The 25222-nt window shown below is 66.0% G+C and carries 24 protein-coding genes; 11 read left to right on the top strand and 13 right to left on the bottom strand.

Going from position 1 to position 25222, the window contains the following annotated elements:
• Positions 1–60: 60 nt before the first annotated feature.
• The 6 genes from AC5P57_RS16075 to AC5P57_RS16050 all read right to left on the bottom strand — a co-directional run bounded on the left by AC5P57_RS16075 (position 61) and on the right by AC5P57_RS16050 (position 5498).
• A complete protein-coding gene (locus AC5P57_RS16075) occupies positions 61–1380 on the bottom strand; it encodes a transporter (RefSeq protein WP_262235084.1) in 1320 nt (439 codons plus the stop codon).
• A 46-nt stretch (positions 1381–1426) separates the two neighbouring features.
• Positions 1427–2176 (bottom strand): hypothetical protein, encoded by a 750-nt coding sequence (locus tag AC5P57_RS16070; protein WP_262235085.1) that lies wholly within the window; start codon positions 2174–2176, stop codon positions 1427–1429.
• Positions 2177–2189: 13 nt separating this feature from the next.
• Positions 2190–2894 (bottom strand): C39 family peptidase, encoded by a 705-nt coding sequence (locus tag AC5P57_RS16065; protein WP_099552131.1) that lies wholly within the window; start codon positions 2892–2894, stop codon positions 2190–2192.
• Positions 2895–2993: 99 nt separating this feature from the next.
• The gene (locus AC5P57_RS16060; RefSeq protein ID WP_262235086.1) at positions 2994–4310 is read right to left on the bottom strand and encodes a FapB/FapC family functional amyloid domain-containing protein; all 1317 of its coding nucleotides are present in this window, start codon (positions 4308–4310) and stop codon (positions 2994–2996) included.
• A 43-nt stretch (positions 4311–4353) separates the two neighbouring features.
• Complete coding sequence (locus AC5P57_RS16055) at positions 4354–4944, bottom strand: FapB/FapC family functional amyloid domain-containing protein (protein WP_262235190.1); 591 nt, start codon at positions 4942–4944, stop codon at positions 4354–4356.
• A gap of 23 nt (positions 4945–4967) precedes the next feature.
• Positions 4968–5498, bottom strand: a complete 531-nt coding sequence (locus AC5P57_RS16050) for a FapA family amyloid fibril periplasmic chaperone (protein ID WP_262235087.1) — start codon at positions 5496–5498, stop codon at positions 4968–4970.
• A 396-nt stretch (positions 5499–5894) separates the two neighbouring features.
• Between AC5P57_RS16050 and AC5P57_RS16045 the strand changes: the two genes are divergently transcribed.
• Entirely contained in the window at positions 5895–7250 is a 1356-nt protein-coding gene (locus AC5P57_RS16045; RefSeq protein ID WP_099552134.1) for a sigma-54 dependent transcriptional regulator, read from the top strand.
• On the opposite strand, the gene AC5P57_RS16040 is transcribed toward AC5P57_RS16045, so the two are convergent.
• From AC5P57_RS16040 to AC5P57_RS16025, 4 genes are all read right to left on the bottom strand, one after another.
• Entirely contained in the window at positions 7251–7559 is a 309-nt protein-coding gene (locus tag AC5P57_RS16040; protein WP_262235088.1) for a DUF6958 family protein, read from the bottom strand.
• On the bottom strand, positions 7552–8094 hold the full coding sequence (locus AC5P57_RS16035; protein ID WP_099552286.1) for a GFA family protein: 543 nt from the start codon (positions 8092–8094) through the stop codon (positions 7552–7554). Before AC5P57_RS16035 ends, AC5P57_RS16040 begins: the two co-directional genes overlap by 8 nt.
• Before the next feature lie 61 nt (positions 8095–8155).
• Positions 8156–9037 carry a TolB family protein gene (locus AC5P57_RS16030; RefSeq protein WP_262235089.1) on the bottom strand — a complete coding sequence of 294 codons (882 nt, stop codon included), beginning with the start codon at positions 9035–9037 and terminating at the stop codon, positions 8156–8158.
• A complete protein-coding gene (locus tag AC5P57_RS16025; protein WP_099552137.1) occupies positions 9034–10074 on the bottom strand; it encodes a hypothetical protein in 1041 nt (346 codons plus the stop codon). The genes AC5P57_RS16030 and AC5P57_RS16025 overlap by 4 nt, the downstream gene beginning before the upstream one ends.
• 91 nt (positions 10075–10165) lie before the next feature.
• Between AC5P57_RS16025 and AC5P57_RS16020 the strand changes: the two genes are divergently transcribed.
• Genes AC5P57_RS16020 through AC5P57_RS16005 form a run of 4 tightly spaced genes read left to right on the top strand, consistent with a single transcriptional unit; the run spans position 10166 to position 12213 of the window.
• Positions 10166–11092 (top strand): LysR substrate-binding domain-containing protein, encoded by a 927-nt coding sequence (locus tag AC5P57_RS16020; protein WP_099552138.1) that lies wholly within the window; start codon positions 10166–10168, stop codon positions 11090–11092.
• Positions 11089–11550 carry a helix-turn-helix domain-containing protein gene (locus tag AC5P57_RS16015; RefSeq protein ID WP_262235090.1) on the top strand — a complete coding sequence of 154 codons (462 nt, stop codon included), beginning with the start codon at positions 11089–11091 and terminating at the stop codon, positions 11548–11550. Before AC5P57_RS16020 ends, AC5P57_RS16015 begins: the two co-directional genes overlap by 4 nt.
• Positions 11551–11560: 10 nt before the next feature.
• On the top strand, positions 11561–11986 hold the full coding sequence (locus AC5P57_RS16010; RefSeq protein WP_099552140.1) for a VOC family protein: 426 nt from the start codon (positions 11561–11563) through the stop codon (positions 11984–11986).
• Positions 11983–12213, top strand: coding sequence for a hypothetical protein (locus tag AC5P57_RS16005; protein WP_262235091.1), 231 nt, complete (start codon positions 11983–11985; stop codon positions 12211–12213). The genes AC5P57_RS16010 and AC5P57_RS16005 overlap by 4 nt, the downstream gene beginning before the upstream one ends.
• Positions 12214–12220: 7 nt before the next feature.
• Here AC5P57_RS16005 and AC5P57_RS16000 read toward each other — a convergent pair whose 3' ends face one another.
• On the bottom strand, positions 12221–12916 hold the full coding sequence (locus tag AC5P57_RS16000; protein ID WP_495219665.1) for an HAD family hydrolase: 696 nt from the start codon (positions 12914–12916) through the stop codon (positions 12221–12223).
• Between the two features lie 179 nt (positions 12917–13095).
• Here AC5P57_RS16000 and AC5P57_RS15995 point away from each other — a divergent pair, with 179 nt between their 5' ends.
• A complete protein-coding gene (locus AC5P57_RS15995; RefSeq protein ID WP_262235093.1) occupies positions 13096–13953 on the top strand; it encodes a hypothetical protein in 858 nt (285 codons plus the stop codon).
• A gap of 18 nt (positions 13954–13971) precedes the next feature.
• On the opposite strand, the gene AC5P57_RS15990 is transcribed toward AC5P57_RS15995, so the two are convergent.
• Positions 13972–14712 (bottom strand): DNA/RNA non-specific endonuclease, encoded by a 741-nt coding sequence (locus AC5P57_RS15990; RefSeq protein WP_100472451.1) that lies wholly within the window; start codon positions 14710–14712, stop codon positions 13972–13974.
• A gap of 813 nt (positions 14713–15525) precedes the next feature.
• On the opposite strand from AC5P57_RS15990, the gene AC5P57_RS15985 reads away from it, so the two are divergent.
• The 5 genes from AC5P57_RS15985 to AC5P57_RS15965 all read left to right on the top strand — a co-directional run bounded on the left by AC5P57_RS15985 (position 15526) and on the right by AC5P57_RS15965 (position 23495).
• Entirely contained in the window at positions 15526–17010 is a 1485-nt protein-coding gene (locus AC5P57_RS15985; RefSeq protein WP_099552144.1) for a S1 family peptidase, read from the top strand.
• Positions 17011–17367: 357 nt separating this feature from the next.
• Positions 17368–18942, top strand: a complete 1575-nt coding sequence (locus AC5P57_RS15980; protein WP_262235094.1) for a S15 peptidase family protein — start codon at positions 17368–17370, stop codon at positions 18940–18942.
• Positions 18943–19029: 87 nt separating this feature from the next.
• Positions 19030–20481 carry a S41 family peptidase gene (locus tag AC5P57_RS15975; protein ID WP_262235095.1) on the top strand — a complete coding sequence of 484 codons (1452 nt, stop codon included), beginning with the start codon at positions 19030–19032 and terminating at the stop codon, positions 20479–20481.
• Between the two features lie 433 nt (positions 20482–20914).
• Positions 20915–22681 (top strand): wall associated protein, encoded by a 1767-nt coding sequence (locus tag AC5P57_RS15970; RefSeq protein WP_262235096.1) that lies wholly within the window; start codon positions 20915–20917, stop codon positions 22679–22681.
• A 214-nt stretch (positions 22682–22895) separates the two neighbouring features.
• The gene (locus AC5P57_RS15965; protein ID WP_262235097.1) at positions 22896–23495 is read left to right on the top strand and encodes an NADPH-dependent FMN reductase; all 600 of its coding nucleotides are present in this window, start codon (positions 22896–22898) and stop codon (positions 23493–23495) included.
• Positions 23496–23513: 18 nt separating this feature from the next.
• Here AC5P57_RS15965 and AC5P57_RS15960 read toward each other — a convergent pair whose 3' ends face one another.
• Entirely contained in the window at positions 23514–25160 is a 1647-nt protein-coding gene (locus AC5P57_RS15960) for a fatty acid--CoA ligase (protein WP_099552150.1), read from the bottom strand.
• Positions 25161–25222 lie beyond the last annotated feature (62 nt).

The following is a 25222-nucleotide window of genomic DNA, read 5'->3' as shown; positions in this document are numbered from 1 at the left end:
ACCGATGCGGCGGAATCGACGACGGCGGGCCACAGCCACGCCGTCGCCGGGCCACGGGGTCTAGAGCATGTACGGGATCTTGAAGGCCAGGGTGAAGTCCGGGGCGTCCGGGGTCAGGCCGATGCCGAGCAGGGTCACCAGCGTGGTGTGCTGGTTCAGCGCGTAGGTCACGCCCAGGTTCAGTGACGCCGCATTGGCGTCACTGCCGATCACCTTCGTCCACTTGCCGCCCTGGAAGCGGGTCGAGGCACGGGCGCTGATGCGGTCGCTGAAGGACAGGCTGAGGCTGGTGCGTTCGTTGAACGCGAAGGCAACACCGGCACCGAAGTACACCGAGCCGCCCAGCTTCACATCACCCGGGTTCACGGTATCCGGATTGCTGTCGATATCGTTGAACCCGCGTGGGATGGAGTGCACGTAGCCGATGTTGGCGAACAGGATCGCCGGATCAGCGGTCTTGACCATCGAAAGACCCAGGTTGGCCTGCCATACGCCGTTGCCGGTGGGCTGTTCGCGCGGCACGGCGAAGCGGATGTAGTCATCGTCGTCGCGCTCGATCACCTTCCAGTCCAGGCCGTAGGGCGCGCGGCCGGTTGGTGCGGTCACGCCTGCCGTCAGTACCGTCTCGGGCCGCCAGCCACGTTCCCCGAACAGCCGGTAGTTGGCGCTCAGGCCGATATCGCCCAGGCCGTTGCCGTTGGTCTCTTCCTGGGCGATGGCAGCGGCTGCGCCGCCCGCCCCACCTTTCTGGTAGACCGTGCGACGTGCCAGGTAGGGCACGTCCAGATTGAGCGTGAGGTTCGGGCTGACGCCCCAGCGTGCGGCCAGGTTGTAGGTGAGCGAATCGGATTCCACGTTCTCGATGGCGATGTTGCCGAGGAAGATCGCGTCCAGAGCGAGGAAACCGTTGAGGGTGAGCTGCTTGCGGTCGTAGCGGGCGTAGGTGAGGCTGTTCTCGACGGTGAAGCGGCGGGAGAACAGGGCCGATTGCTGCTGCTTCACATCATCCACGCTGCGTCGCGACTCCTGCCTGGCCTGCTGCGCCTCGGCCGCCGTGCTGGCGTAGCCCTCGCTGCCCGGTGGAGCGGCTGCACCGCCCTGTAGCGTCGAGCCATGCTCGACTGCCGTTGCCGGCGCAGTCGCGGCTGCCGGACCCGTCGGTCCAACCCGGCCACTCAATCGCGCCTGCATGGCCTGCACCTGCATGTCCAGTTCGCGCAATCGTCGAACTTCCTGGGCGTAGTTGCTCTTGAGCTGCTCCAGCTGGTTGGCCAAGGCCTGTACGTCCGCGCTGTCGTCGGCCACCGCTGGAGGCGCGGCGAGGGCGGTGCCCGCCAGCGCCGCCAGCGCCAGCGGGGTGATCCTCAGAAGGGTGTGCATGTTCGTGTCCTGCGATGTGGAACGCGTCCCCCAATGCCGTGCCGTGTTACTGGCCCGGCCCCATGCCACGGTTCAGCGCGATTGCCTGGGCCACGTTCTGGCTCAACGGCAGGTTGCCGCCCGCGGTGTTCCTCACCAGTTCCAGCCGCAGCTGGTTGCTGGCTGCCTGGCCGTCACCGGCCAGGGCAATGCCCTGGCCGACACTGCCATTGCGTATCCATTGCTGCACCAGTCCCTGGCCGTCCACCTGCAGCATCAGGCGTGCCTGGTTGCCGTCCAGCACAGCACTGGCACTGATACCGGCCTGCTGTGCGCTGGCCGAGTGAGCGCCGTCGGATGTCGCTGCGGGCACGGCACCGTCGCGCACCACCAGCGTGGTGGCGTTGCGTGCGACGTTGCCGTCGCCGGCTACCTGCACGCTCTGCACCAGCCCACTGGCGTTGGCCAGGCCGGTGCTGTCGATGCTGCGGCCCCGCGTGTCCGGCAACGGTGCGTCGGCGGCGGTCACTTGCACGCTGGGCTGGAAGCTCAGTTTCGGGGCGCCGCCGCTTCGGAAGTCCATGCCCAGCGTCAGTGCGCCCTGCAGCGTGGCGCCGTTGCCTGCCTGCCATTGCGAAACCATGGTTACCCCGAACCAGGCCACGGTGTTTCCGCCTACGGTGTAGCGGCCACGCATCAGGTTCAGCTCGGGATCCGGAATTTCCTTCAGGCCGCGTCCCGGCGCGCCCTCCGCTGCAAGCAGGGGCAGGGCAGGGGTTGCCAGCAGCAGGACCATCAGCAAGGGGCGGCGGAACATGGCAAAGCCTCCTTCAGAACAGGTCGGCATGGCTGAAGCCGAAGTCGACCAGCTCGGCATCGGTGATCGGCCCCTGTCGCGCGAAGAGCGCGCGGGCACTGGGCCGTTCGTTGGGTTGCAGCAAGACCGTGTTGCGATCGAAGTCACTGCCGATCACCACGAACACGGCACGTGAGGGCCAGGCCCCCAGAAACTCCGCCAGGGCCAGGCTGCGGTTGCCGAGGATCGGGTCTGCTACTTCCACGATGCCCTCCCGGACCTGCTTGAGCACCACGAAATGGCGGAAGCCGCGCACGTCCATCAGCACCAGGCCGGGAACGCGCAGTGTGCGCAGGCGTTGTTCATCGATGCGGTAGCCGCGCCCACGCATGCCCAGTGATTCCACGTAGCGCTTGATGTCGAGCAGCGAGAAGCCGCGTTCGGCGACCAGCGCCGGATCGGATACCCCCATCATCCCTTCGATGACCGTCGCCTCGTCGGTGTCCAGGTGGTAGGCGTGGCGCAGGATGGTCGCCAGCGCCGCAGCCCCGCAGCTGTAGTCGGTGTGCTGGCGTACCACGTTGCGGTAGCGCCGCTCCTGCATGCTCTCCACCTTCTGCTGCAGCAGCGCGCCATTGGGCAGTACGCCACTGAAGCGCACGTCGCCCGCCCACGCAGAAGCAGTGGCCAGCAGCAACAGGCACGAGAGCAGGCGTATCGAAAGACGGCAACGGATCATCACGGTCTCCGGCAGCAGGGGGGAGCCCCTGTCCCAAGGGGGAGGAGGAACAGGGGCTCCCGGGAACCCGGCCATTGGCGGACGGCCGGGGTGTTGCGCTTACTCGCCGCTGCCACCACCACCGCCGGTGCTGGGCTGGGCGACTGCCAGGGCCAGGCTGTTGGCCTGCAGGTTGCCGGTGCCGGACGCTACGTTCACGCCGATGTTGCCGGAGGCGCCGGAGAAGGCGCTGCCCGACAATGCCGATGTGTTGGTGGCGTTGACGTTCACCCAGCGCGTGGTGCTGACCGTGCCGCTGAGGCTGGCATACAGGTCGGCCACGCCCAGTTCGACGAACTGGCTGGTGCCACTCTCACGCGTGTCGAAGCCCAGGCCGCCAACCCCCGGCCGGTTGGGGTTCATCGTGGCGTTCTGGATTTCGTTGTCCAGGTCGATGTGGCCGGTGCTGTTGCCGCCCGGGTGTGGCAGTTCGCCATTCCAGGTATCCAGATAGTAGTTCGCCATCTGGTAGGCGTTGCCGGTCCCGCGGTAGGTGCCCGCGCCATAGGCCAGGGTCAGGCCGCTGACACCGCCATGCATGCCCACCTGCACGGTATCCGTGTAGGACTGCACGAAGCCGGCGTTACTGACGGTGTTGCCGGTGGAGACCTGGTTCGAACTGATGCTCGATTGTGCCACCGCCGTGGTTGCTACCGAGGCCGCGAGCGCGTTCTTCTGCTCGTTGTTGTTGCCCGAAGCGATGTTCACGCCGATATTGCCGGACGCGCCGCCGAAGGCATTGCCGCCCAGGCCTGCGGCGTTGGTGACGCCGGAGTTCATGGTGGCATTGCCGAATCCAGCCTGATTGACGAACACCTCGGCGTCGGCCATGCCGAAGCTGAAGGATGCGTCGGCAGCGGACAGTGACGCGGCATTGTCCTGGGCATTGTTGTCGCCGGAGACCACGTTGAAGCCGAGATTGCCCGATGCGCCGGCACCCACGCTGTCACCGATGGACGCACTGTTGGTGACCAGACTGTTGCTGGTGGCGTTGTTGCTGATCGACTGGCGGTTGTCGATCACTGCGATGGCGGCCGAGTCGAGGTCGATGTCACCGGTGATGTTCGGGTCGCCGGAGAAGTTGATATCGGTACTCAGCCGCAGGTCCTTCTCCAGGTTCACGTCGACGCCGTGGTTGTTCTTTTCCTTGCGTTCGTCGGCCTGGATGTTGCTGTGCTTCTGCACATTGACGTTGACGGTGCGGTTGCGCACGTCGTTGTCGGTGTGGTTGTGCGTGTCGTTGCGGGTTTCGCTGACGGTGTGGTTGTGGTTGATGTTCGCGTTGGCGTTCTGGTTGTCCCAGCCATTGGCCGCAGCGGCGGTCGAGGCAGTGGCAATCGCCATGGCGAGCATGGTCTGTTTGACGGTCGCTTTCATGGTGCCCTCTCTCTCATCAGGTGGTGCATCGGTTGGGTGGTTGTCACGGGCGGTCCTGCACGACCAGGCCCAGCACATTGGCCGTGTCGTTGCCGCTGCCCGCTATCTGATTGAGTTGCAGGACCCCGTCGAATCCCCGCAGCGCGGTGCTGGCTACACCGACGCTACGGGTGCCCGTCGCAACGCCGCGACCGGCGTCGTCCCGCCCCCCTGCCAACGCGGAACCTTCGGCGGCCAAGGCCGAGTCGTCGGTTTCGCGTATGCCCTGTCGGGCCAGCGTCGCGCTGACGACGTTGAGCGTCGTGTTGGCGATGCCGCTGGCCTGGTTGATGGATGCGATGCCACTGGCGCCCGCGAGTGCGTCGCCGTCGATATCGGCGCGTGCGTGCAATGCGGCCGACAGCACCCGGTTGCCGCGCAGCAGTTGCTGGGCATTGACGGCCGCATCGGCGCGCTTGCCACTGGCGATGCCACGCAGGTTGGCCTGCTGGTTGAGATCACCGGCCGCCTGGTTCACCGCGATCGCGCCATTGGCGCCGGCCAGTGCGTGGCCCTCGATACGGGCCACATCCAGATAGGCCAGCATGCCGCTGTACTCGTCGCAGTGTGCATGCGGCGGCGCCATTGCCAGCATCAGCAGCGGCAGGTACGGGCGTTTCACTTGCCACCTGCCGGGGCCGGACCCTGCAGTGGGAACTGGGCGAGCGCGCCGCGTACCGTATCGCCAATGCCGCGTGTGCTGTTGCCCACCGCGCCGAGCGGACCGCTCATGGCGCCGCCGAGACTGCTGCCGACCATGCCTTCGCTGCCGCGACCGAGCGTGCCACCCAGCGCCTGCTGGGTGACCCGCTCGACCGTCGTCCCCCCCGGTGCCGAGGCCGCAGCGGCATGCCCTGCACCCATGCCTGCATAGTCCTCGTCACTCAGCTCGTCCATTTCGCCGCTGCCGGTGCCGGTGCCAATCGCAGCGGCGATCTCCCGCTGAGGCTTTGGATCGGCGATCAGCGCCATGCCCGGCGGTGCCATCCGGTAGGCGGGGCGCGCCGACACATCGCGTAACAGGACGATTTCGCCCGGTTGCGCCTTCACCGCTTGGCGCGCGCCGGAACCGGCCGCGTTCATGGCGACCGACAACAGGGCCAGCGCCAGCGGTGCCGCCAGGCCACGAATGAGGGTGGTGCCGTCCATGCCGATCTCCCGCGGTGGGTGCGGCGGAACCACGCATCAACCGTGCCAAGTGCCGGAGGTCCGCGCCGCAGACGATGGCCGGGGTGCGGCGCGGTCGGGTGGCGCCAGGGCGTTACAACCGCGTGGGGGAATTGTTGGGATTGCGCAGCCCGCAGCTGCCACAGGGCAAGGCGGACGCCCGACTGTCGCATTCTTGTTACAGGGGACATCGCCGACTGCAACGGTGCCGCTTCAGCCGGTGATTTCTTGACGCGCTGCTCATTGCGCTGCCGTTTAGCGCAGCGCTAGGATCCGCCCATCAAAGGCCGCCCCGGTGGCCGAAGAAGTCCCGGCGGGGGGCGGCACGCCGGAGATGGCCTGACAGTCCGCCGACGGTGTCCGGATGCTGGGGGAAGCATGGCGGCGGTCCCGGAGGCTTCAACATCGCGCTGCGTACTCTGGTTCGGCGAACCGCTGGCAAGCGAGCGAAGCGCGCTGGCGGCCGCAGGCTGGTATGTACGCAGCATCCATCCCGATCCCGGCATGGCCATTGGCCTGCGTGGGCGCGATCGACTGCTCGCAGTGGTCGATCTACGCCATATGGATGCGCAGGCGCTGCAGCTGCTGATGCCGTGGATCGAACAGCACCAGCATCTGCCCTGGCTGGCAGTGCTGCCGCCCGGCGCAGGCGCCACGCCAATGGCGTGGCTGCCGCTGCTGCAGTTCTGCCTGGCGCGCTTCACGCTCCCGTTCGGCCTGCAGGACCTGGTCAGTGCGATGCGCCAGCAGTTCGATGCGGATGAACCCTCTGTTGATGGCGCGTGCAATGGGCAAGGGCCGCGTTCATTGATCGGCGAGAGCCCCGCGCTGCATGCAGTGCGCACGGTGCTGCACAAGTTCGCTCCGGTGGAGTTGCCGGTGCTGGTCACAGGTGAGACCGGCACTGGCAAGGAGTTGGCCGCACACGCGCTGCATGCGTTGTCCGGGCGCGCGGGCAGGCCATTCATTGCCGTCAACTGCGGTGCGATCCCAGCCAACCTTGTGCAGTCGGAGCTGTTCGGACACGAGCGCGGCTCGTTCACCGGTGCCGACAAGCGCCAGATCGGCGTGTTTGAAACGGCCCAGGGCGGCACCGTGTTCCTCGATGAGGTGGGCGATCTGCCGGCGGAGGCCCAGACAAGCCTGCTGCGGGTGCTTCAGGAAGGTACCTTCGAGCGGGTCGGCAGCAGCCAGCCGTTGCGCGCCGACGTGCGGGTGCTTGCCGCAACCCATGTCGAGCTGGAGCATGCCGTGGCCCACGGCCGTTTCCGCAGTGACCTTTACTACCGCCTCAACGTCCTGCGGCTGCTGATGCCGCCGCTGCGCGAACGTGGTGCCGATGTTCAGCTGCTGGCCGAGCACTTCCTGCGCTGCTTCCGGTTGCGCCACACGGTACGCGCACGCGGCTTCTCACCGGCGGCGATCCAGGCGATGCGCCGCTTCGACTGGCCGGGCAATGTCCGTGAACTGCTCAACCGGGTGCAGCGCGCTGCGATCATGGCCGAAGGCGAGCTGATCAGCGAGCGGGACCTGGAACTGGGCGCGCCGGTGCCGGTCCTGCCCGGCGCGATGCTGCATGATGCGCGTGGCCAGGCCGAACGTGATGTGCTGCTTCAGACCCTGCGCCAGACCGGCTACAACGTCTCCGAGTGTGCACGGCAGATGCAGATTTCGAGGGTGACGGTGTACCGGCTGTGCCGCAAGCACCGGCTGGAGCTGCCTGCGCAGCGCTGATCAGCCGGCCGCGAGGTGCTTGAACAGGCGCAACGGCCTGCCCGCGACGCGCTCGATCACGCCCTTGGCTTCCAGGTCCAGCTGCACGGCCTTCAACCACCAGCCGGCGGTGGCACCAGCCGGGAACAGGGCGGCGGGCAGAAGTGGCAGCAGTGCCTGTTTTGCCTGCGCAACGGTCAGGCCCGGCGGTTGCGCAGGCAGGGCCCGCAGCAAGGCATGGCGCATGGCGAGATACTTGGCACGATCCACGCGCTGGAAGTGCCCGGGCGTGGTGATGCTCTCGATCTCGATCCGCTCGGGCTCAGACATGGGTATCTCCCGTGACTTCGATGCGTGGGCTGCGGAAGCCCATGGCGATCCACGCCTTCATCAACCGGGCATAGAACCGCAGCGACCGGGTCTCCAGGTTCGGCACATCGTCGGGAAGGACAGACGCGTCAGGAAGATCACTGACCATCGTCCGCATTTCGACGGCGGGGCGTATCGAGGCCGGCCACAACAGGCCGTACAGGCTCAACCAATGGCCACCGCTGAACTCCAGGAAGAGCGGTGTATTGCAGCAGCCCGCCACAACGCGGCGGCTGCCGCCCCTGCTGGACAACCGCAACGCACGCAGCATGGAATGCCCGGCATCGATGCTGACGCGATCCTTGCGCTGCATTACGAAATGCGTCTGGCCTTGAGGCCCCAGCACCTGCGGTGCGCCAGGCATCGCCTGCAGCTGGGCGCCGGCCCTGCGGCAGCTGTCGCAGCAGCATTCGACGGTGGCGATGGGACTGCCGGTGGTGGTCAGGCGGACCTGGCCGCAGGCGCAGGCAAGGGACTGGTGGGAGGGCATCTGCATTTTCTCCTGGGGTTTCATCCTCTCGACGAACCGGGGCACCGAAATTCGACAACATCTGCCTTCAAGGACGCATCATCCGGTAGCGGATGCGGTACAGGTCCAACCCTGCACCGTCCGCGCGGCGCGCTGAATAGGTCATGGTGTCGGGTTGCGAGCCATCCAGCATCGCGGCGTAGCTGTCGCGGGAGGGATCGTTCAAGGGGGCGGGCAATGCATGGCCCGCGTCGTAACGGCCTCCATGCTCGTAGGCAATGAACTGGCGCACCGGTGCACTGCCGAAGTCCAGAGCGCGGGCAAACACCAGCGTCCGGCCGTCGCCCAGGAAAGTGGCATCGAACTCCTGCGCTGCGGTATTGAGGTCTCCCGCCAGCGGCCGTGCCGGCTGCGCCATGCCACGCACCATCGCTGCGACGTAGAGGTCATGGCCACCCGCACCGCCTGTGCGATCGCTGGAGAACAGCAGCGTGGCTGCGTCCGGCGAGAGCATCGGCGCGAACTCATCGGCCGCGCTGTTCACTGCGGGGCCAAGATTGACTGGCTCCCCGAATCGACCGTCGCTCCCCATGCTGACCCGATACAGATCGTCGCCGCCCTGGCCGCCTGCGCGATCCGAACAGAAATACACCACGCGGCCATCGGCGGAAAAGGCGGGATCGAAGTCGCGCCCCGGCGTGTTGAACGGCACCGGCGTCGCCGGCCGCCAGCGCTGTCCATCGTTGCGGGAGACCCAGATGTCATACCCACCCGGACCGCCGGGCCGGTTGCGGCTGAACCACAGTGCGGTTCTTCCGTCCGGGCTCAAGGTCAGTCGAATCTCGTCGTACTGCGTGGATGCAACGCCCGGGGCAAAGCGTTCGGCGGGGCCGACGATCTGCAGCACCTTGGATGGAGGCGCGGGAGGCGACGCAGCAACCAGCAGCATCACAGCCAACAGCGCCTTCATGCCTGTCGCTCGAAGTCGCTGACCCAGTTGGTTTCCCAGCTGCGCCCACCATCAATCGAAGCCGCCTGTTCCCAGCGCGCCGAACGCGGGGTGACGCGTGACCAGATCACCCGTGTCTGGATTGTTCGACCGTCGTGCTGGTCTTCGCCGAAGAAGCGGCCGACACCGGCCTGGAAACCACCGCGCAGTGGCGCGCCGATCCGGGTCGGCTCCCGGCCATCCAGCCACCAGCTCAACCAGTGCTGCTCCGCCGCATTCCAGGCGCGGATGCCCATGCCGCGCAGCGGTGCTCCAGGCACGTCCATCAGGTTGTCACCCACGTTGCCGAATCCCCCCAGTACCGGCCAGTTGTGCAGGGTGCCGTTGAACGCGTCCCATGCATCGCTGCCTGCCAGCCGAGCGCGCAGGCGGCGATGGCGCACGTTCCAATGGCCCACCAGGAAATCAAAATCGCCCGGTGCATCCGGCAGCTTCGGAAGCGGAGAGGGGGCCACCGCAGTGCGGCGGAACCCGTTGCGCCAGTTCACTTCCCAGTGCGCACCGGCATCGTCGGAGAACGCCTGCTCCCACCACGGCTCCTCGCCATGGATGTCATGCCAGCGGAACCAGACCTCGATGGGGCGTCCCTTGAAGTCATCGCGACCGCGGAAGCTGCCGCCATTGCCTTCGAAGACGCCGCGCACGGGCGCTTCGATATGGGCAGGGTTGCGGCCATCGATCCACCAGATCGACCACGTGGAAGACACTGGATCAAATGCACGCACGCCCAGGCCCCTGTAGGGGCCAGAAGGCAGCGCCATGACGTTGTCGTCGATGGTGCCCAGTCCGCCCAGGGTGAGCCAGACCGCGCTGGCGCCGGTGAAGGCTTCCCAACGGGTGTCGCCCACCAGGCGCTCCTTCAGCCGTTGGTGCCGGACCTGCCAGTTGCCCTGCAACCATTTCCAGTCTTCGCCGTGGCTGGCCAGGGCCCACCCGGAGGGCAGGGCAGTGGACGCCGCCGCGGCGGCCAGGGTGGCCAGGAACTGCCGTCGATCCATGTGCGTGATCCCCTGTCGAAGGTGCCTCCATGTTTGCGGACAGGAGGGGGATTGACCACGCAGATATCGGGGCTCAGGCTAAGTCACACTTATGGTCACCCAACGCCAGCTGCCATCGCTTGCCGCCATCCGCGCCTTCGAGGCGGCGGCGCGGCTGGGCAGCTTCGCGCGTGCCGGCGAAGAGCTCGACACCAGTGCGGCATCGGTGAGCTACCACGTGCGGCGGCTGGAGGCCCAGACCGGGACCTGCCTGTTCGTGCGCCACGCACAGCACGTGGAACTGACGGTGGCAGGTGCCAGCGTCGCCCAGGAGGCCACCCGGGCATTCGATGCACTGCGCGCCAGCTTCATGCGCGCCGCTGAGGTGGATGCGGCGCGACTGCGCCTGTCCGTGCTGCCAACGCTGGGCACCAGCTGGTTGACGCCGCGGCTGGGCACGTTCCGCGCCCGCCACCGGCAGTTCGTGCTGGAGCTGGACCTGTCGGCAGAGCCGCAGGACCTGGCCGCCGGTCACTTCGATGCCGCCATCCGCAATGGCCAGGGCGAATGGCCAGGTCTTCAGGCAACTCCCTTGTTTCCCAGTGTGTTCACACCGTTGTGTGCGCCGGCGCTGCTGCCGGCGGCAGACGGACTCGGTCGCCGGGCGTTGGAAGTTCCGCTGCTCGGCAGGCCCGACTGGTGGGCATTGTGGTTTTCCGCACATGGCGCTGTTCCGCCGCCGCCCAAGGAGAGCTTCGTCACCCCCTTTGCGATGGAGCATCTGGACGTCGGTGCTGCCATTGCCGGGCAGGGCATCGCCATCGGCTCGCCGATCCTGTTCCAGGCCGAACTGGACAGCGGGCGCCTTGTGCAGGCACATCCGGGGGTGGCGAGCGACGGGCGTGGTTTCTGGTTCGTGGCACCGACGGCGCGCAGCCGCAGCGCCAAAGTCATTGCATTCGGTGACTGGCTGGGCGAGCAGGCCGCGCAGGCCAGGCATGCGGCGCGACATCATCTGGCGCGCACGGTGACGCCATGAACCAGAGCCCCGAACTGCTGCGGCGCCTGCTGCGCGCCAAGGACCGGATGGACCACGCCAGTCACGAGGACTGGCCGGTGGCCCGCCTGGCGGAGGTCAGCGCAGTGTCGCCGGCGCATTTCGCGCGTTCGTTCAAGCAGGCCTTCGGGCTGCCGCCGCACCGCTACCTGCTCAGCCGCCGCATCGAACGGGCCGTGGCGATGTTGCGTGACACCGACCTGCCGGTCACCGAGATCGCCGCGCAGACCGGCTGGAGCAGCCTGGGCACCTTTGGCCGCATCTTCCGTGACATCACCGGCGACAGCCCGGGCAATGTGCGCGAGCGCGAGCGCTCGGGCCAGGCGACGCCGGCCAGCGTGCCGGAGTGCCACGCACGTGCCGCGCAGCGACCGGACCTGAACATCGCAGTTTTGGAGAAGCGGCGCCGTGAGGCGGTTGCTAACGTGGATCCCACCTGAGGGAGGTCCCATGACAAACACTGTGAACACGGTCGGCCTGTATGTGCGCGACCAGGATGAAGCACTCGCGTTCTACGTCGGCACGCTCGGCTTTGAAGTGCACACCGACGTGCGCAATGGCAGCTACCGCTGGCTGACAGTACGCAGCCCCGGCCAGGACGGATTCCAGCTGGGCCTGTTCGTGCCCGGTCCGCCCACCCACGATGCCGCCACCGCGCAGGCGCTGCAGCAGCTGGTGGCCAAGGGCGCAATGCCGCCGCTGGTGCTGGCCGTGGACGATTGCCAGGCGCGCTACACGCAATGGCTGGCGCAGGGCGTGGAGTTCACCCAGGAGCCGGTCGAACGCTACGGCGCCGTCGATGCCGGATTCCGTGACCCCTCCGGCAATGGCTGGAAGATGATCGAAGCCCGCTCCCAAGCGAGGCGCCGGCAATGAACCGGGGTGGCTGGGCGCGGCCCGTGCATCGCTGGACCTCGATCGTCTTCACCCTGGCGGTGATTGCCAACTTCGCCGTTCGCGGGCTGGGGCAGGGCGAGCCTGCAGCGTGGATCACCTATTCGCCGCTGCCGCCACTGTTCCTGCAGCTGTTCACCGGCCTGTACCTGTTCGTGCTGCACTACGCTGGGAAGCGCCGCAACGCCGCGCTGGGCGCTGCGCGCTGAGGCTGCCTCAGGCGGCTGCGTCGGCGGCGTAGGCCGCAAGCAATGCGGGCAGCTGGTCCATGCGCCGGAAGATCACCTTCGCACCCGCAGCACGCAGGGCTTCCGGCGTGCTGTGGTGCGGGCCGCCCTCGCTGAAACCAAACACGGTCGCACCCGCCGCGACGCCGGCGGTTGCGCCGGTGACCGTGTCTTCGATCACCGCACAGCGGGCCGGGTCCACGCCCAGTGCAGCGGCAGCGGCCAGATACACGTCCGGGTGGGGTTTGGTCCGCGGCATGTCCTGGCCGCTGAAGACGTGGTCGCCGAAGGCATCGAGGATGCCGACCTTGCCCAGCTGCAGCTTCACCTTGAACAGGTCGGCACCGGAAGCGCAGGCAATCCGCCCGCCGGTGGCCGCGGCAATCGCACGCACGGCCTCGGGTGCCCCCTGGATCGCCTCAAGGTCCTGCTCCAGCGCACGGTTGCGCTGCTGGCGGAATTCCTCCAGCCATTGCTCGGTGAACGGCTTGCCGGTGCGTTCTGCGATCAGCCCGGCCAGATGGGCCACGGATTGGCCCAGGAAAACCTCACCCGCCTGCGCCGGGGTCAGCGGCCAGCCGCGTGCGGTCAGCATTTCCGAGAGCACACGGGCCACCAGCGGCTCGGAATCGACCAGTACGCCGTCGCAGTCGAACAGCACGGCATCGAAGGGGAAACGGGACATCTACTACTCCGGGAACAGCCAAAGGGGCGACGTGCCCGCTATTTTCCCATAGCGGGACGGGCAGGGCACGCGGGCCACAGGAACGCTAGACTGCCGGGCCAACCCGCCCAGCGCCTGCACGGGAATACGCCTTGAACCGATTGCGATCATTCTTCAGTGCGTACCCCATCCAGTTCGCGATGGCCGCCAAGCTGTACGTGCTCTGCCTGCATCTGCCCGTAGCCCTCCGCCTGGTCGAACTCGGGTACCGCCTGGGGCCGCCCGAGGCCTCACGTGAAATCGGCTACGCGCTGGCGGAGCTCGGTTTCAGGCTGAGTCTCCTCGCCGGAGCGGCGGTACTGGTGTCGATGCTGCTGTTCGGGCGTCGCGGCGCGCTACGGATCCGGCACCCGCTGATCGCTTCGGTCGCCTTTTTCGGGTTGCTGATCGTGCTGGATCGCGCGATACGCATTCCACTGGCGCAGGCGCAGTTTCCCGTCTACAGCGTCGCCGCCATCAGTCTGGGCATGCTTGCGCATGCACTGCTTCTCACGCTGCTGGCATTGGTGCCAGCGCTGCTGATGCAGCGGCGCGTACGTGCCGAGGGCAGGCACCATCATCTCATCAGTGCCAGCATCGCCGGCGCAGTGACGCTGGTGGCCGGCAGCTGCCTGCTCCCCATCCTGGTGGCGCAGCTGCCGGTGGGATTCTCGCCAGGCGAGTTCATCATACCCGTTGCCGACGGCGCCGCGCAGCTGCAGATTGCGAGCCTGATCCTGCTGATCGCCTGCGCGCTGGCCACGTTTGTCGGCCTGTGGGCCAGTGCGCCGTCGCCAGAACCCGTATCGATGGCGCGCAGGATGGGGGTGTCGCTGATCCTGCTTGCCACGACGCTGCTGATCATCCTGGCCAGCATGGCTTATCTGCTGCGAGCGCTGTCCGCTGGGGCGCCGACGATAGGTCGCGGGCTTGTCGTTGCCACCGTCGTCGGCGCTGCAGTGCAGCTCCTGCTGACCAGAGTGCTGGCGTCACGATGGCTGCGCGTACAGGCATCGTGACGTTCCTCTGCCCGCCGATCAGCCCAGGTCACACCCGGCCGGCTGCGGCCAGGTGGTGGCCGGCAGCATGTTCTTCAGCGAGGCCGGTGCGTTGATCGCCACGTAGCTGGCGCCCAGCAGCTCCTCCAGATCGGCAATCGTCACCAGGTAGTTGTCCAGGCTGCCCAGGTTGGCCTCGTTGGGGATGATCCAGCTGATCGCCTTGGCGGTTCCCGTATTCGGGTCGCGGGTGATGATCGTCTTCCAGAAGAACTCCGGCGTCGGGATGCCGTGGCTGGCCAGGAAATAGTCGTTGGCCGCATCGCCGTAGACCACGCCACCGTAGACGTCCACCGGCGCGATGTCGCGGTAGCACTCGGCCACGTTCTCGGCCTTCACCCAGATGCCCTGGTTGAAGCTGGACACCTGCGGAACGATGTTGGTCATGTAGTTGGCGCGGCGGATGTAGGTCGCGTTGTAATCCATGTGGTTGGACGTGACCAGATGGCCACGGTCATAACCGGACTTGATGCTGGCGTAGGAGGCGGTACTGGCCTGGCCGAGGCAGCCTGCCGGCAGGTCCGGGTCCTTGTAGAAACTGGACGGCCGTGCGGCGGAACCGGTATCGGCGGTGAGCGTGTACTCGTAGCGGGTGGCGCTGTGGATGCTGCAGTCATAGGTGAGCACGAAGCCGCCCTTGTTGAGGGTGACGACCTGGGCCTGGGCAGCGCCGGCGAAAGCACTGAGGACGAACGCGAAGAAGAAGCTTGCAAGGCGCATTGCGGTTCTCCAGCAGAAAGTTCAGGGCGCAGCCGTCCGCCTCGGCCCGGGCAGGGCCGGTCATGGGGAGACGGTGCAGAGTCGGGTGCGGCGATTGCGGTGGGACGTGACCGCGTTGTTGGGCTGCGGAGGCCCTGCGGTGCCGTAAGCGTCACAAGCTGTCGTCTTTTGGTCAACGAGGAAAAGACGAAGCTGTGACCGCCCGCAAGCACTGGAGAGATGTCAGATCACGCGGCGCGTGGGTGCAACGTACGCGTGCTAGGTGCAGATGGTCTCGCAGTACGCCGTCGATTGCCTTCTTCAAGCGGAATTCGAACTGTCACCAATCTGGAATTGATGTCGCATTTCCACTGATGTGTTCAGGCTAAGCTTCGCCCAAGGACGCCGGGCTTCCAGCACGAATGGACCGCGCAAGCGGGACCAGGTGCATCCAAGGAGGGAGATTGGAGATGCGCGCAGTTCGAAAATCGCGTCGTATGCCGTGTCGCGGCCACTGTCCCGGGTGGCGCTGGCCGGATTCCTTTCAGCTTCTCTCGTGCACAGGCCCCATCAGGCGGTGCGCATGACCGCGTTCGCCCGGTCACATCGTCCAGCCCGGCTCTCTCCGGCCTTCGCCGGCGGAAAGAGCCTGCTCAGCTGGAAACCTGCAAGGCCCTGTCGATGCAGTGGTGCTTGAGCACGAATCCACTCATCGCCGGCATGTTGGTCAACGTATCCCGTTGACGTACCCGATCGCTTTCTTCACATGAATTCTGGCCCGGCAACACGGGCATGAAGAGGAAGTCCACCTTTCAGAGAACAAGGAGCGGGGTAATGCGCAAGCAACGTTGGAGGAGAATGCAGGGAGTGGCGGGAGTGCTTCTTCTGCCCCTGGCCTTTTCGGTGTCTGCGACAACCGGCAACATCAACCCATCGACCTACTCCTATTCGCGCGCGTATGGCGTGACAGAAAGAGAGGCGGCCCAGCGACAGTCGGCCACGGTGATGGCGGGGCAGCTCGAAAGACAGTTGCAGACCCTGCATCCAGATACGTTCGCGGGCCTTTACATCGAGCATATGCCCGATTTCCGCGTGGTGGTGAAGTTCACGTCCACGCCTGCACACACGCTGCAGGGTTTCACTACGGATCTACGCTATAAGGCAGAGATCGCCCCTCAATCACTGGAGATGATGCTCGCGGTGCAAGATGAAGGAGACGCGCAGTTGCGCTCCGCAGGCATCGAATTTCTGTCAGGGATCGATATCAAGCGATCGATGGTTACATTCCACGTCAAGAATGTTGACAGCGCAGCCCGCGCAATGCGGCATTTGCTGCGTGCCGTTGATTTCGTCGAGATACTGCCAACTGCCGGCTTCGTGGAAACCACTGCCATTTCCGGAGGGCACCGGATCAACGGGCCTGCGCAGGACTGCACCACGGGCTTCAACGTCTTCGATGCCGATCACGAGCTCGGCGTTACAACTGCCGGTCATTGTGACAATGCGGTGGCCTACGTCGGCCTGTCCGCACCACTTGTATTCCAGGCCGAGAACAACCAGGGGGACTTCGATGTGCAGTGGCACAAGGAGCCGAGTTCGGGTGCACGCCAGGTCCAGAAGAACCAGATCGAGCTGGTTGCCGGACCGACGTCGACAGTGGACATCACCAGCACCTTGGCATCTGCTTCGCTTCCTGTGGGTGCATCCATCTGCAAGAGCGGATATGCGGGCCATTACATGTGCGGCACGATTATCGACAAGAACTCGCATTCGATCCACAACAACGTGATCGGCAACTACATCCGCGCCAGCAGCACGACCGGCGAAGCAATGTCAGTGGGCGGCGACAGCGGCGGTCCGGTATTCGTCGGCAATGCAGCGGCGGGCATCGTCCACGGACGCGGAGAACCAGGAACGCCATACAGGAATGATCTGTTCTACATGCCCATCGAGCGCATCTCCTCCTTGGGCCTGGCGGTACTTACCGAATCGTTCGAGATCGAGAAAATCGACGAAGTATCAGGGCGCTATGCGGCGGACATTCCCGTGGCGATCGATTTTCGGGGTAAACCCAAATTTCCCCTGACGCTCTCCATCACGTCTGTCAACTGCCTTCCATCACAGCCCTGCGGGACGTGGTCGTTCGAGTTCCCTGAGAAGATCCAGACGCCGTTTGTCTACGCGTGGGCGTGTCAGCTCATCGATGGGCTGTGGTGGGATAGCCCGCCCATGACCGCTATCCTGCGGAGCTCACTGAAGGACGCGTCCGGCGTGCAAACGTCAGCAGTGGAACACAAGGTCAACTGCTCTGTCTTTTGACGTGGGCTTCCGCCGGGTGCGCTGTACTGGAGGGCCGCAGTCCATGGTCGCTACTGCGGCTCTCTCCTTGAGAGCCCGGCTCGTCCGCGCCATTGAAACCCAACGACCAGGCACCGCCTCGTGTGGGGGCCGTTCCGGTCGGCTGCACGAACAGGGCTTTCCAGTCGCCGCGTCTCGGCGCCGCAGCTGGGGGGGGGAGCTCGGTGACGCCCTCCATTCTCGGGAAGGAGCCGTCATGGCCCTGTTCCAATAGTAGGCGCGACGCAACCACCACTTTGCTGCGTCGCAAGGTGCCAGCCACCATTCGCACCGGTACGGTCCGACCCGTTGCACCACCACCGACGGGGAGAGACCACGATGCGCAAGGTATTGCTGCTGTTGATCCTGCTGACCGGGCTGGCGCCCACCGCCTGGGCGGCGACGGTCAAGACCACCCATCGCACCATTCCCAGCTGGGATGGAACGCCTCTCGGGGCCTTCGTCATCGAACCGCAGGACGCGGGCGATGGCCGCTACCCGCTGCTGGTAATGCCCAGCAGCTGGGCGGTACCCAGCGTGGAGTACGTGGGGGTGGCACAGTCGTTGGCGCGCCGTGGCTACGTGGTCATCAGCTACAGCTCGCGTGGTTTCTGGGAATCCGGAGGCAGCATCGATATCGCCGGGCCGGCCACGGTCGAGGATGTCAGCGCCCTGATCGACTGGGCGCTGGACAACACCCGGGCCGATCCCACGCGAGTCGGCGTCTCGGGCATCTCGTACGGCGCCGGGACCAGCCTGCTGGCCGCGGCACGCGACCCGCGCATCAAGGCGGTGGCGGCACTGAGCGGCTGGGCCGATCTCCAGGCCTCGCTGTACAGCAACGACACCCCCAGCGCACAGGGCATCGCGCTGCTGGTGGCCGCTGGCCTGGCCACCGGCCGTCCGGGAACAGAACTGGCCACCATCAACCGCAATGTGCTGGTGGGCAACTACCAGGGTGCGGTGGACTCACTGTTGCCTGTGGCGGCGCAGCGCAGCCCCGGGGCCAGCATCGATGAGATCAACGCCAACCAGCCGGCGGTGTTCCTGGCCAACGCCTTCAACGACAGCCTGTTTCCGCCAGGCCAGCTGGTGGACTTCTTCAACCGCCTGAAGGGCCCCAAGCAGCTGCAGCTGCGCCATGGCGACCACGCGCTCAACGAAGCCTTCGGCGCACTGGGCATTCCCAACGAGGTCTACGACTCGGTTGGCGACTGGTTCGACCACTACCTCAAGGGTGAAGCCAATGGCATCGACCGGCAGCCTGCGGTGCAGCTGAAGTCGCAGAAGGGCAGCTGGAGCACGTATCCGAACTGGCAGGCGACCAATGCCGGCGCCATCAGCTATGCGCTGACCGCACCCAAAGGACTGCTGCTGCCCACCGGCGGCCTGGCCGAGAGCGGAAGTAGCACCGGCTGGAACTACCGTATCGGCAGTGGCCTGCTGACCGCTGCCAACTCGGGCGTGGCGATGGCCTCCGGCGCGCTGCAGATGATCAATCTGCCGCCAGGCGCCTATGTTCCGTTCGTGGGCCGAAACGCCGCCGGCGTCTGGCAAGGGCCGGTCCAGTGGAGTGCACGTCGCCTGGACGGCGCGCCGGAGGTGCGCTTGACCGTCACGCCCAGCCGCGCCAACACCACGCTGTATGCCTACCTGTATGCCGAGGATGTGCTGGGCAATGGCCAGCTGATCAGCCACAAGCCTTACACGCTGCGCGGTGTCACGCCGGGCCAGCCGAAGACGCTGGACCTGCGCCTGGAAGCGAGCAGCTGGAACATTCCGGCTGGCAGCCGCCTGACCCTGGTGGTTGATACGGTGGATCTGCGCTACTCGGGCATCAGCCAGTTGGGAGGCACGGTGACCTTCAGCTCGCCAGCCAACGCACCTTCGGTGCTGAAGGTGCCGCTGCATTGATGGAAGGCCGCGCCCGTTGCGGCGGGCGCGGTACGCCAGGCTGGAAAACTGCGAGACTGGCGTTTGGTCCGGGAAAGGGATGAATCCATGGTCATTGCAGGGCTGCTGCTCGGTGCGGTGCTTGCGGCGCCCACCGCACAGGGTGCGCCGATCGCCTGGTCGGACACGCTGTCGAAGGATCTGGACGCTGCCGACGCGGCCATGCGCGGTAGCCATCCGGGCGCCGTGGATCTGCGGAATCCCGGTTTCCTTCCGCAGCTGGAGGCTGCCTCGGCACTTGCCCGTTCGCGCGCGGCCAAAGTCGACAGCTTCGCGGGCTACTGGTGGGCCATGAAGGGTTACGCGGCCTCCTTCAACGACGGCCACGTCAGCCTCAACGCGCTTGCCGACGCGCCCGATCTTCCGACGCAGTGGCCCGGGTTCCTGACCGGCTTCTACGGCGATGCGCAGGTGGTCATGACCGTCGACGGTGGTCCGGGCCATCCGCCGCTGGGGGCTCGATTGCTTTCCTGTGACGGCATCGATGCGCAGACGCTGGCTGCACGCCGGGTGGGTGACTTCAGCGGGCGCTGGAACCTGCAGGCCAGCCGCATCCATGATGGCGGTGAGGTGCTGCTTGAACAGGGCAATCCCTTCGTGCCGGCGCTACACGAGTGCACCTTCCGGGCTGATGCACGTGACACGGCCTATCTGCTGCAGTGGAAACCGCTGGGGCCGGAAGCGCGGAAGGCGCGCCTGGACGATACACGGCGCTCCTTCCGCCCAGCCAATGGCTGGCACGTGTTGCGCGGCGCAGGCTACTGGATCACCACCAGCAGCTTCAACGCCGATCCCGCAGCGGACAATTTCCGGCAGCTGACCCGGCTGCTGCAGCAACTCACTCCTGCAGCCGACGCATTGCAGAACGCCCCCCTGGTCGTGCTTGATGTGCGCGGCAACACCGGTGGTTCGTCGCACTGGAGCATCGTGCTGGCGCGCTTGATCTGGGGGGGCAGGGCTGTGGACACATTGCGTGACGACAGCTGGGTGGAGTGGCGGCCGTCCGAGCCCAACATCGCCCAGCTGCGTGGCTTTCTGGAGAAGCTGAAGCAGGCGCCTGATGCATCACCGGCACTGCTTCGCATGCTGGGGACCGTGACCGAAGGGATGGCGCAGGCGAGGGAGCAGGGTCAACCATTGTGGCGGGAACCCGCCAATGATCCTCCCGCCACGGTAGCGCAGGCAGAGCAGGCCGGAGCCGGACGCAGGGGCAGGGTGGTGATCGTGGCCGATGCGTCCTGCGGCTCGGCCTGCCTCGATGCACTGGATCTGTGGAAGCGGCTGGGCGCGATGCAGGTAGGCGTCGAAACCTCGGCCGACAGCCTCTACATGGATGTCAGGCCGGAGCGGCTGCCGGGTGGCCTGGCAAGGATCTCCGTGCCGATGAAGGTCTTTCGAGGTCGGGTGCGTGGTTCGAATGAGCCGCACGTTCCGGATCGTCGCTATGACGGCGACATGCGGGATACCGCGGCACTTGAAGCGTGGATCCGCGGACGATGAACCGGTCCCGGCGGCGTATCGGTGAAGCGGTTCTGGCGCATTGAACCTTTTCACCGGCAGCTGCATCCAACCCGCAATGCGCCCGGCAACCGCTGCAGCTCTACTGACCGAAGGAGCCCTCGGATGTGCGGACTGCCTCGTACTGCGCTTCAAAGCGCGATGTCGATCATGCCGTTGCCTTTCGCAGCCGGCGCGGTGGTGCCTGCGTCCGCGTGCCGTCGCGCCCCAGCAGCAGCGCGCCCAGGACGTGCTGGAGGAGATCCGCCGCCGCACGCAGCAGGACCGCCAACGGTTCATGGCCACGACGCGAATCTGAGTGACGGCGTTCCCAGAGCCGCCGTGGTGGGTCAGGATGCTGTGACGTGCGGGGAATCATCCTTGCGGGTGCCGACGAGCGCGAAGTAAGCTCTGCTTCGTCTACGAGGGGGACATCATGTACGCAAGGATTGCGGCAGCTGCGCTGCTGTGTATGACGGCCCTGCCTGCGTCGAGCGCCAACCGTGGCTCGACGGTGATGGAGGATTACGCGGCGGCGCTGAATGCCCGCGGGCAGATTCTGCAGCTGGATACCGGAGATATGTTCGGGGAAAAGATCGGGCTGTTTACCGGCTCGGTGGAATTTCTGCAGACGGACGTCGACCTGCCGGGCAACAGTGCGCTGGAGGTGAGCATCAAGCGGCGCTTGGTGGCAGGTGCGCAAGGGCGGCAGGGGTTGGGCATGTTCGGGGTGTGGGACCTGGCCCTGCCCAGGGTGTATGGAACGTTCAGTACCCAGGGTGGGTGGAAGAACTACGTGGTGGCCGAGCCGCTCAACCGCTGTTCGAAGTTCACCCCGCCTCCAACCGAGATCGTCACGGTGAAGGCACAGACGCCGACAGGGCCGGGGACATTCACCGAGTACTTCAACTCCGACGAGTTCTGGCATGGAACGCAGCTCTACCTGCCAGAGACCGGTGACGAGGATCTACTCGTGCAAAGCAACGAATGGCCCGTGCCAAGTACAGGCCATGCCTACCCGATGCGAACCAAGAGCGGCAATGTCATCCGCTGCGTCGCCATGGACGATGGGGCGGGTGAAGGCTTCGAGGTCACGACGCCTGCCGGTATCACCTACACGCTCAATCATATGGCCAGCCTTGGTAGCGGACCGCCATTGATCAAGAAGGGATACTCGCGGGGAAACTTCGGCTCGGTTACGGAGTTCGAGTTCGTTCTTTTCCGGCAGGAGTTCCATATTCTTCCGACCAGTGCCCGAGACCGGTCTGGTAACTCGGTGACCTACACGTGGGATCCGGCAAATCCGCGGCAGTTGCTGCGCATCGCAGCCAACGACGGCCGCATCGTCGATCTCGAGTGGACGGCTGGATCGCCCAGCACGCTGCCAAGCGAAGTGAGCGCGGTCCGTGCGGGCGGGAGGACGTGGACCTACGGTACTGTCGTGGGTGGCTACAAGGTCACCTTCCCAGACCAGTCCTACTGGCAGAGTACGGGGTTCAATGTAGGCACCATGGGGGCCGGTGCCGTCCCCGCAGAGCGGGGTTTCTGCCGGAATCCGGGTGTGGTGACCTACGGCCATTCCGGTTCGATCCGCCATCCCAGTGGCGCAGTGGCGAAGTATCGGTTTGAGCCGACGCTGCATGGCCGCTCGTGGGCGCGTTATGGCTGCAATATGCCCGACAGCACGGGTAGCGGTTTCCTTGACTCGATCGAATACACGCCCGCCAAGTACTACACGTGGTCGCTGGTTTCCAAGACAGTCACCGGGCCGGGCATCGACCAGCCTTATACGTGGGCCTACAGCTACGGCCCGGCCAACGGGTGCTATGCCGACGGCAGCAAGGAACCGTGCCAGGCGAATTCGCCGGCCACGAAGTGGGTGGACGTCAAGGATGCAGAGGGTGTCACCACCCGGCACACCTTTGGCAATCGATTCAATGTGGACGAAGGCTATCTGCTTTCATCGGTCCAGCCGGGCCGCGCAACCACCCTCAGCTATCAGCTTGACGCTTCCGGGAGCTATCCGGCGTTGGCCGGGCGACCGGCATATCAGCGTGCAAGTGGAATCATCGCAGCCAAGCAGATACCGTTGTTGCAGAAGGTCATCGAGCAGGATGGCGTACGCTATATCTGGAAGGTCAATACGTTCGACAGCATGGCACGACCTGTGTCCATCACTGAAGCCAGCCAGCCCGTGCAGTAGGCGTACGGTGTGGCTGGGCATGGGCCGCAACGGGGGCAGTGGCACGTGCTCGACTGCCCCGCCGCGCCTTGTTCGCCCTGGAAGAGGGAGTAGCAAGGACGAAGGCACTACGTCGCCGGAGCCGTGATCCTCTGCAATCCAGTCTGGCCATGGCCCACCCGTGCTGTCGGCGTCTGGCCCGTGATCCCGCCCTGACGCATCCGAGGAAACCCGCATGTCCGACAACCCTCCACCGCTGAACATCCTGGCGTTTTCCGGCAGCCTGCGTGGCAACAGTTACAACCGGCGCCTGGTCAGGGCGGCGGCAGGCGCCGCGCCTCCGGGCCTGCTGCTGACCGTGCATGACACCATTGCCGATATTCCGCTGTTCGACGAAGACCTGGAAGCCGCCGACCCGACCGGCCCTGCCGGGGTCAAGCGCCTGCGCGCGGCCATTGCAGCCGCTGACGGCGTGCTGATCGCCACGCCGGAGTACAGCCAGTCACTGCCCGGTGTACTCAAGAACACGCTCGATTGGCTGTCCCGCGACGATGCCGAGTACCGCACGGTCCTTTCGGCCAAGCCGGTGGCGATCATCGGTGCCACGCCGGGTCACTGGGGCACCAAACTCGCGCAGTCGCAGCTGCGCCATACACTGACCGCCATGGGTGCATTGACCATGGCCTCGCCACAGCTCTATGTGGCCGAAGCGGCGGTCGCCTACGACAATGACGCGGAAGATTTCGACGCGGCGACGCGCAAGCGCCTGCTGCGGTTCCTGGAGGGATTCCAGAGCTGGGTGCAGCTGCTGCAGGGCGGGGCGTCGCGCGCTTGAGCGGTGCCGGCAGGGGCGTCAGCCCCCGCCGGTGCCGGGGCCCGGATCATGCAGGGTGCGCAGCTTCTTCTTGTTGATCTTGCCCACGCTGGTCCGCTCGATCGCATCCACGAAGCTCACGCGGTCCGGTATCGCATAGCGTGAGATGTCTCCGGAACGGCTGCGCGTTGCGACCAGTTCGATGATCTCCGCTTCTGACACGTCACGGCCGGCCTGCCTGACCACCAGTGGCAGCGGCCGTTCACCCCATTTCGCATCAGCGATACCGATCACCGCGACCTCGCTGACCGCCGGATGCAGCGCGATGATGTCTTCCAGCGCGAGCGAGGAAATCCACTCGCCACCGGTCTTGATCACATCCTTGATGCGGTCGGTCACGCGCAGGTAGCCGCCCTCATCGATGTTGCCGATGTCACCGGTATGCAGGTAGCCACCGGCCCACAGCGACGCCGAGGCCTCCGGATCATGCAGGTAGCCCTGGGTGAGCCAGGGTGCGCGCGCCACGACTTCCCCGGTGGCGATGCCGTCGTGGGCAACATCCGCCATGTCCGGATCGACGATGCGCAGGTCCACCAGCGGCACCGGCAGGCCGGCCTTGGTCCGCAGTGACAGCACCTCATCGGCATCGGTCACGTTTTCCACATCGATCTGGGCGATGGTGAGCAGCGGGCAGGTCTCGGACATGCCATAGCCGCCGAAGATGTCGATGCCCCGTGCCAGTGCACGCTGCGCCAGGGCACGGGGCAGGGCGGCACCGCCGATGATCACCTTCCAGCCCTCGAGGTCGGTCTGCGCCGCGTCCGGGTGCTCCAGCAGCATGTGCAGGATGGTTGGCACGCAATGCGAGAAGGTCACCTTCTCGCGGGCGATCAGTGCCAGCAGGCTGGCCGGCAGGTAGCGCCCCGGATAGACCTGCTTGATGCCCATCGCGGTTGCCACGTAGGGCAGGCCCCACGCGTGCACATGGAACATCGGGGTGATCGGCATGTAGACATCGTCGCGATGCAGGCGTCCCTGGCGGGGTGCGCCGCCGAGCGCGGCCATCGCCGCCAGCGAATGCAGCACCAGTTGCCGGTGGCTGAAACAGACGCCCTTGGGCTGCCCGGTGGTTCCCGTGGTGTAGAACACCGTGGCACGGGCATTCTCGTCGAAGTCCGGGAAGCGGACGACCGGCGTGGCATCACGCAGGCCCGCTTCGTACTCGGTGGCGAAGCCTGGCGGCAGCGGGCCACCGGCATCGTCCAGCAGGATGCGCGTGCGCAGGTCCGGCAGCTGCTCGTCGATGGCGTCCAGCAGCGGCAGGAACTCGCGGTTGGCCAGGATCACCCGCGCGCCGCTGTGGTTCAACGTGTACGCGATCTGCTCGGGGGCCAGGCGCACGTTCACCATCATCAGCACCGCACCGATCATCGGCACCGCGAAATAGGCCTCCAGGTAGCGGTTGCTGTCCCAGTCCATCACTGCCACCGTGTCGCCGTGGCCGACTCCCAACGAGGTCAACAGGCCCGCCAGCTGGCCGATGCGCACCTGCAGGGTGCGGTAATTGAATCGGACCTGGTCGCCATGGACGATTTCCTGTTCAGGACTCACCGCCAGCGGCATCAGCAGCAGCTGCTTGATCAGCAGTGGATAGGCATGGGCATCGGGAGTGGGGGCGGATGACATGGCATTTCCTCGTGGGCGGCGTTGCGGTCGCCGGCCTTCTCCGCACCACACTAGCAAGCCCT

Source organism: Stenotrophomonas sp. YJH_SMC_79, from assembly GCF_059367995.1.
This window is presented reverse-complemented; position numbering and strand designations above follow the sequence as displayed.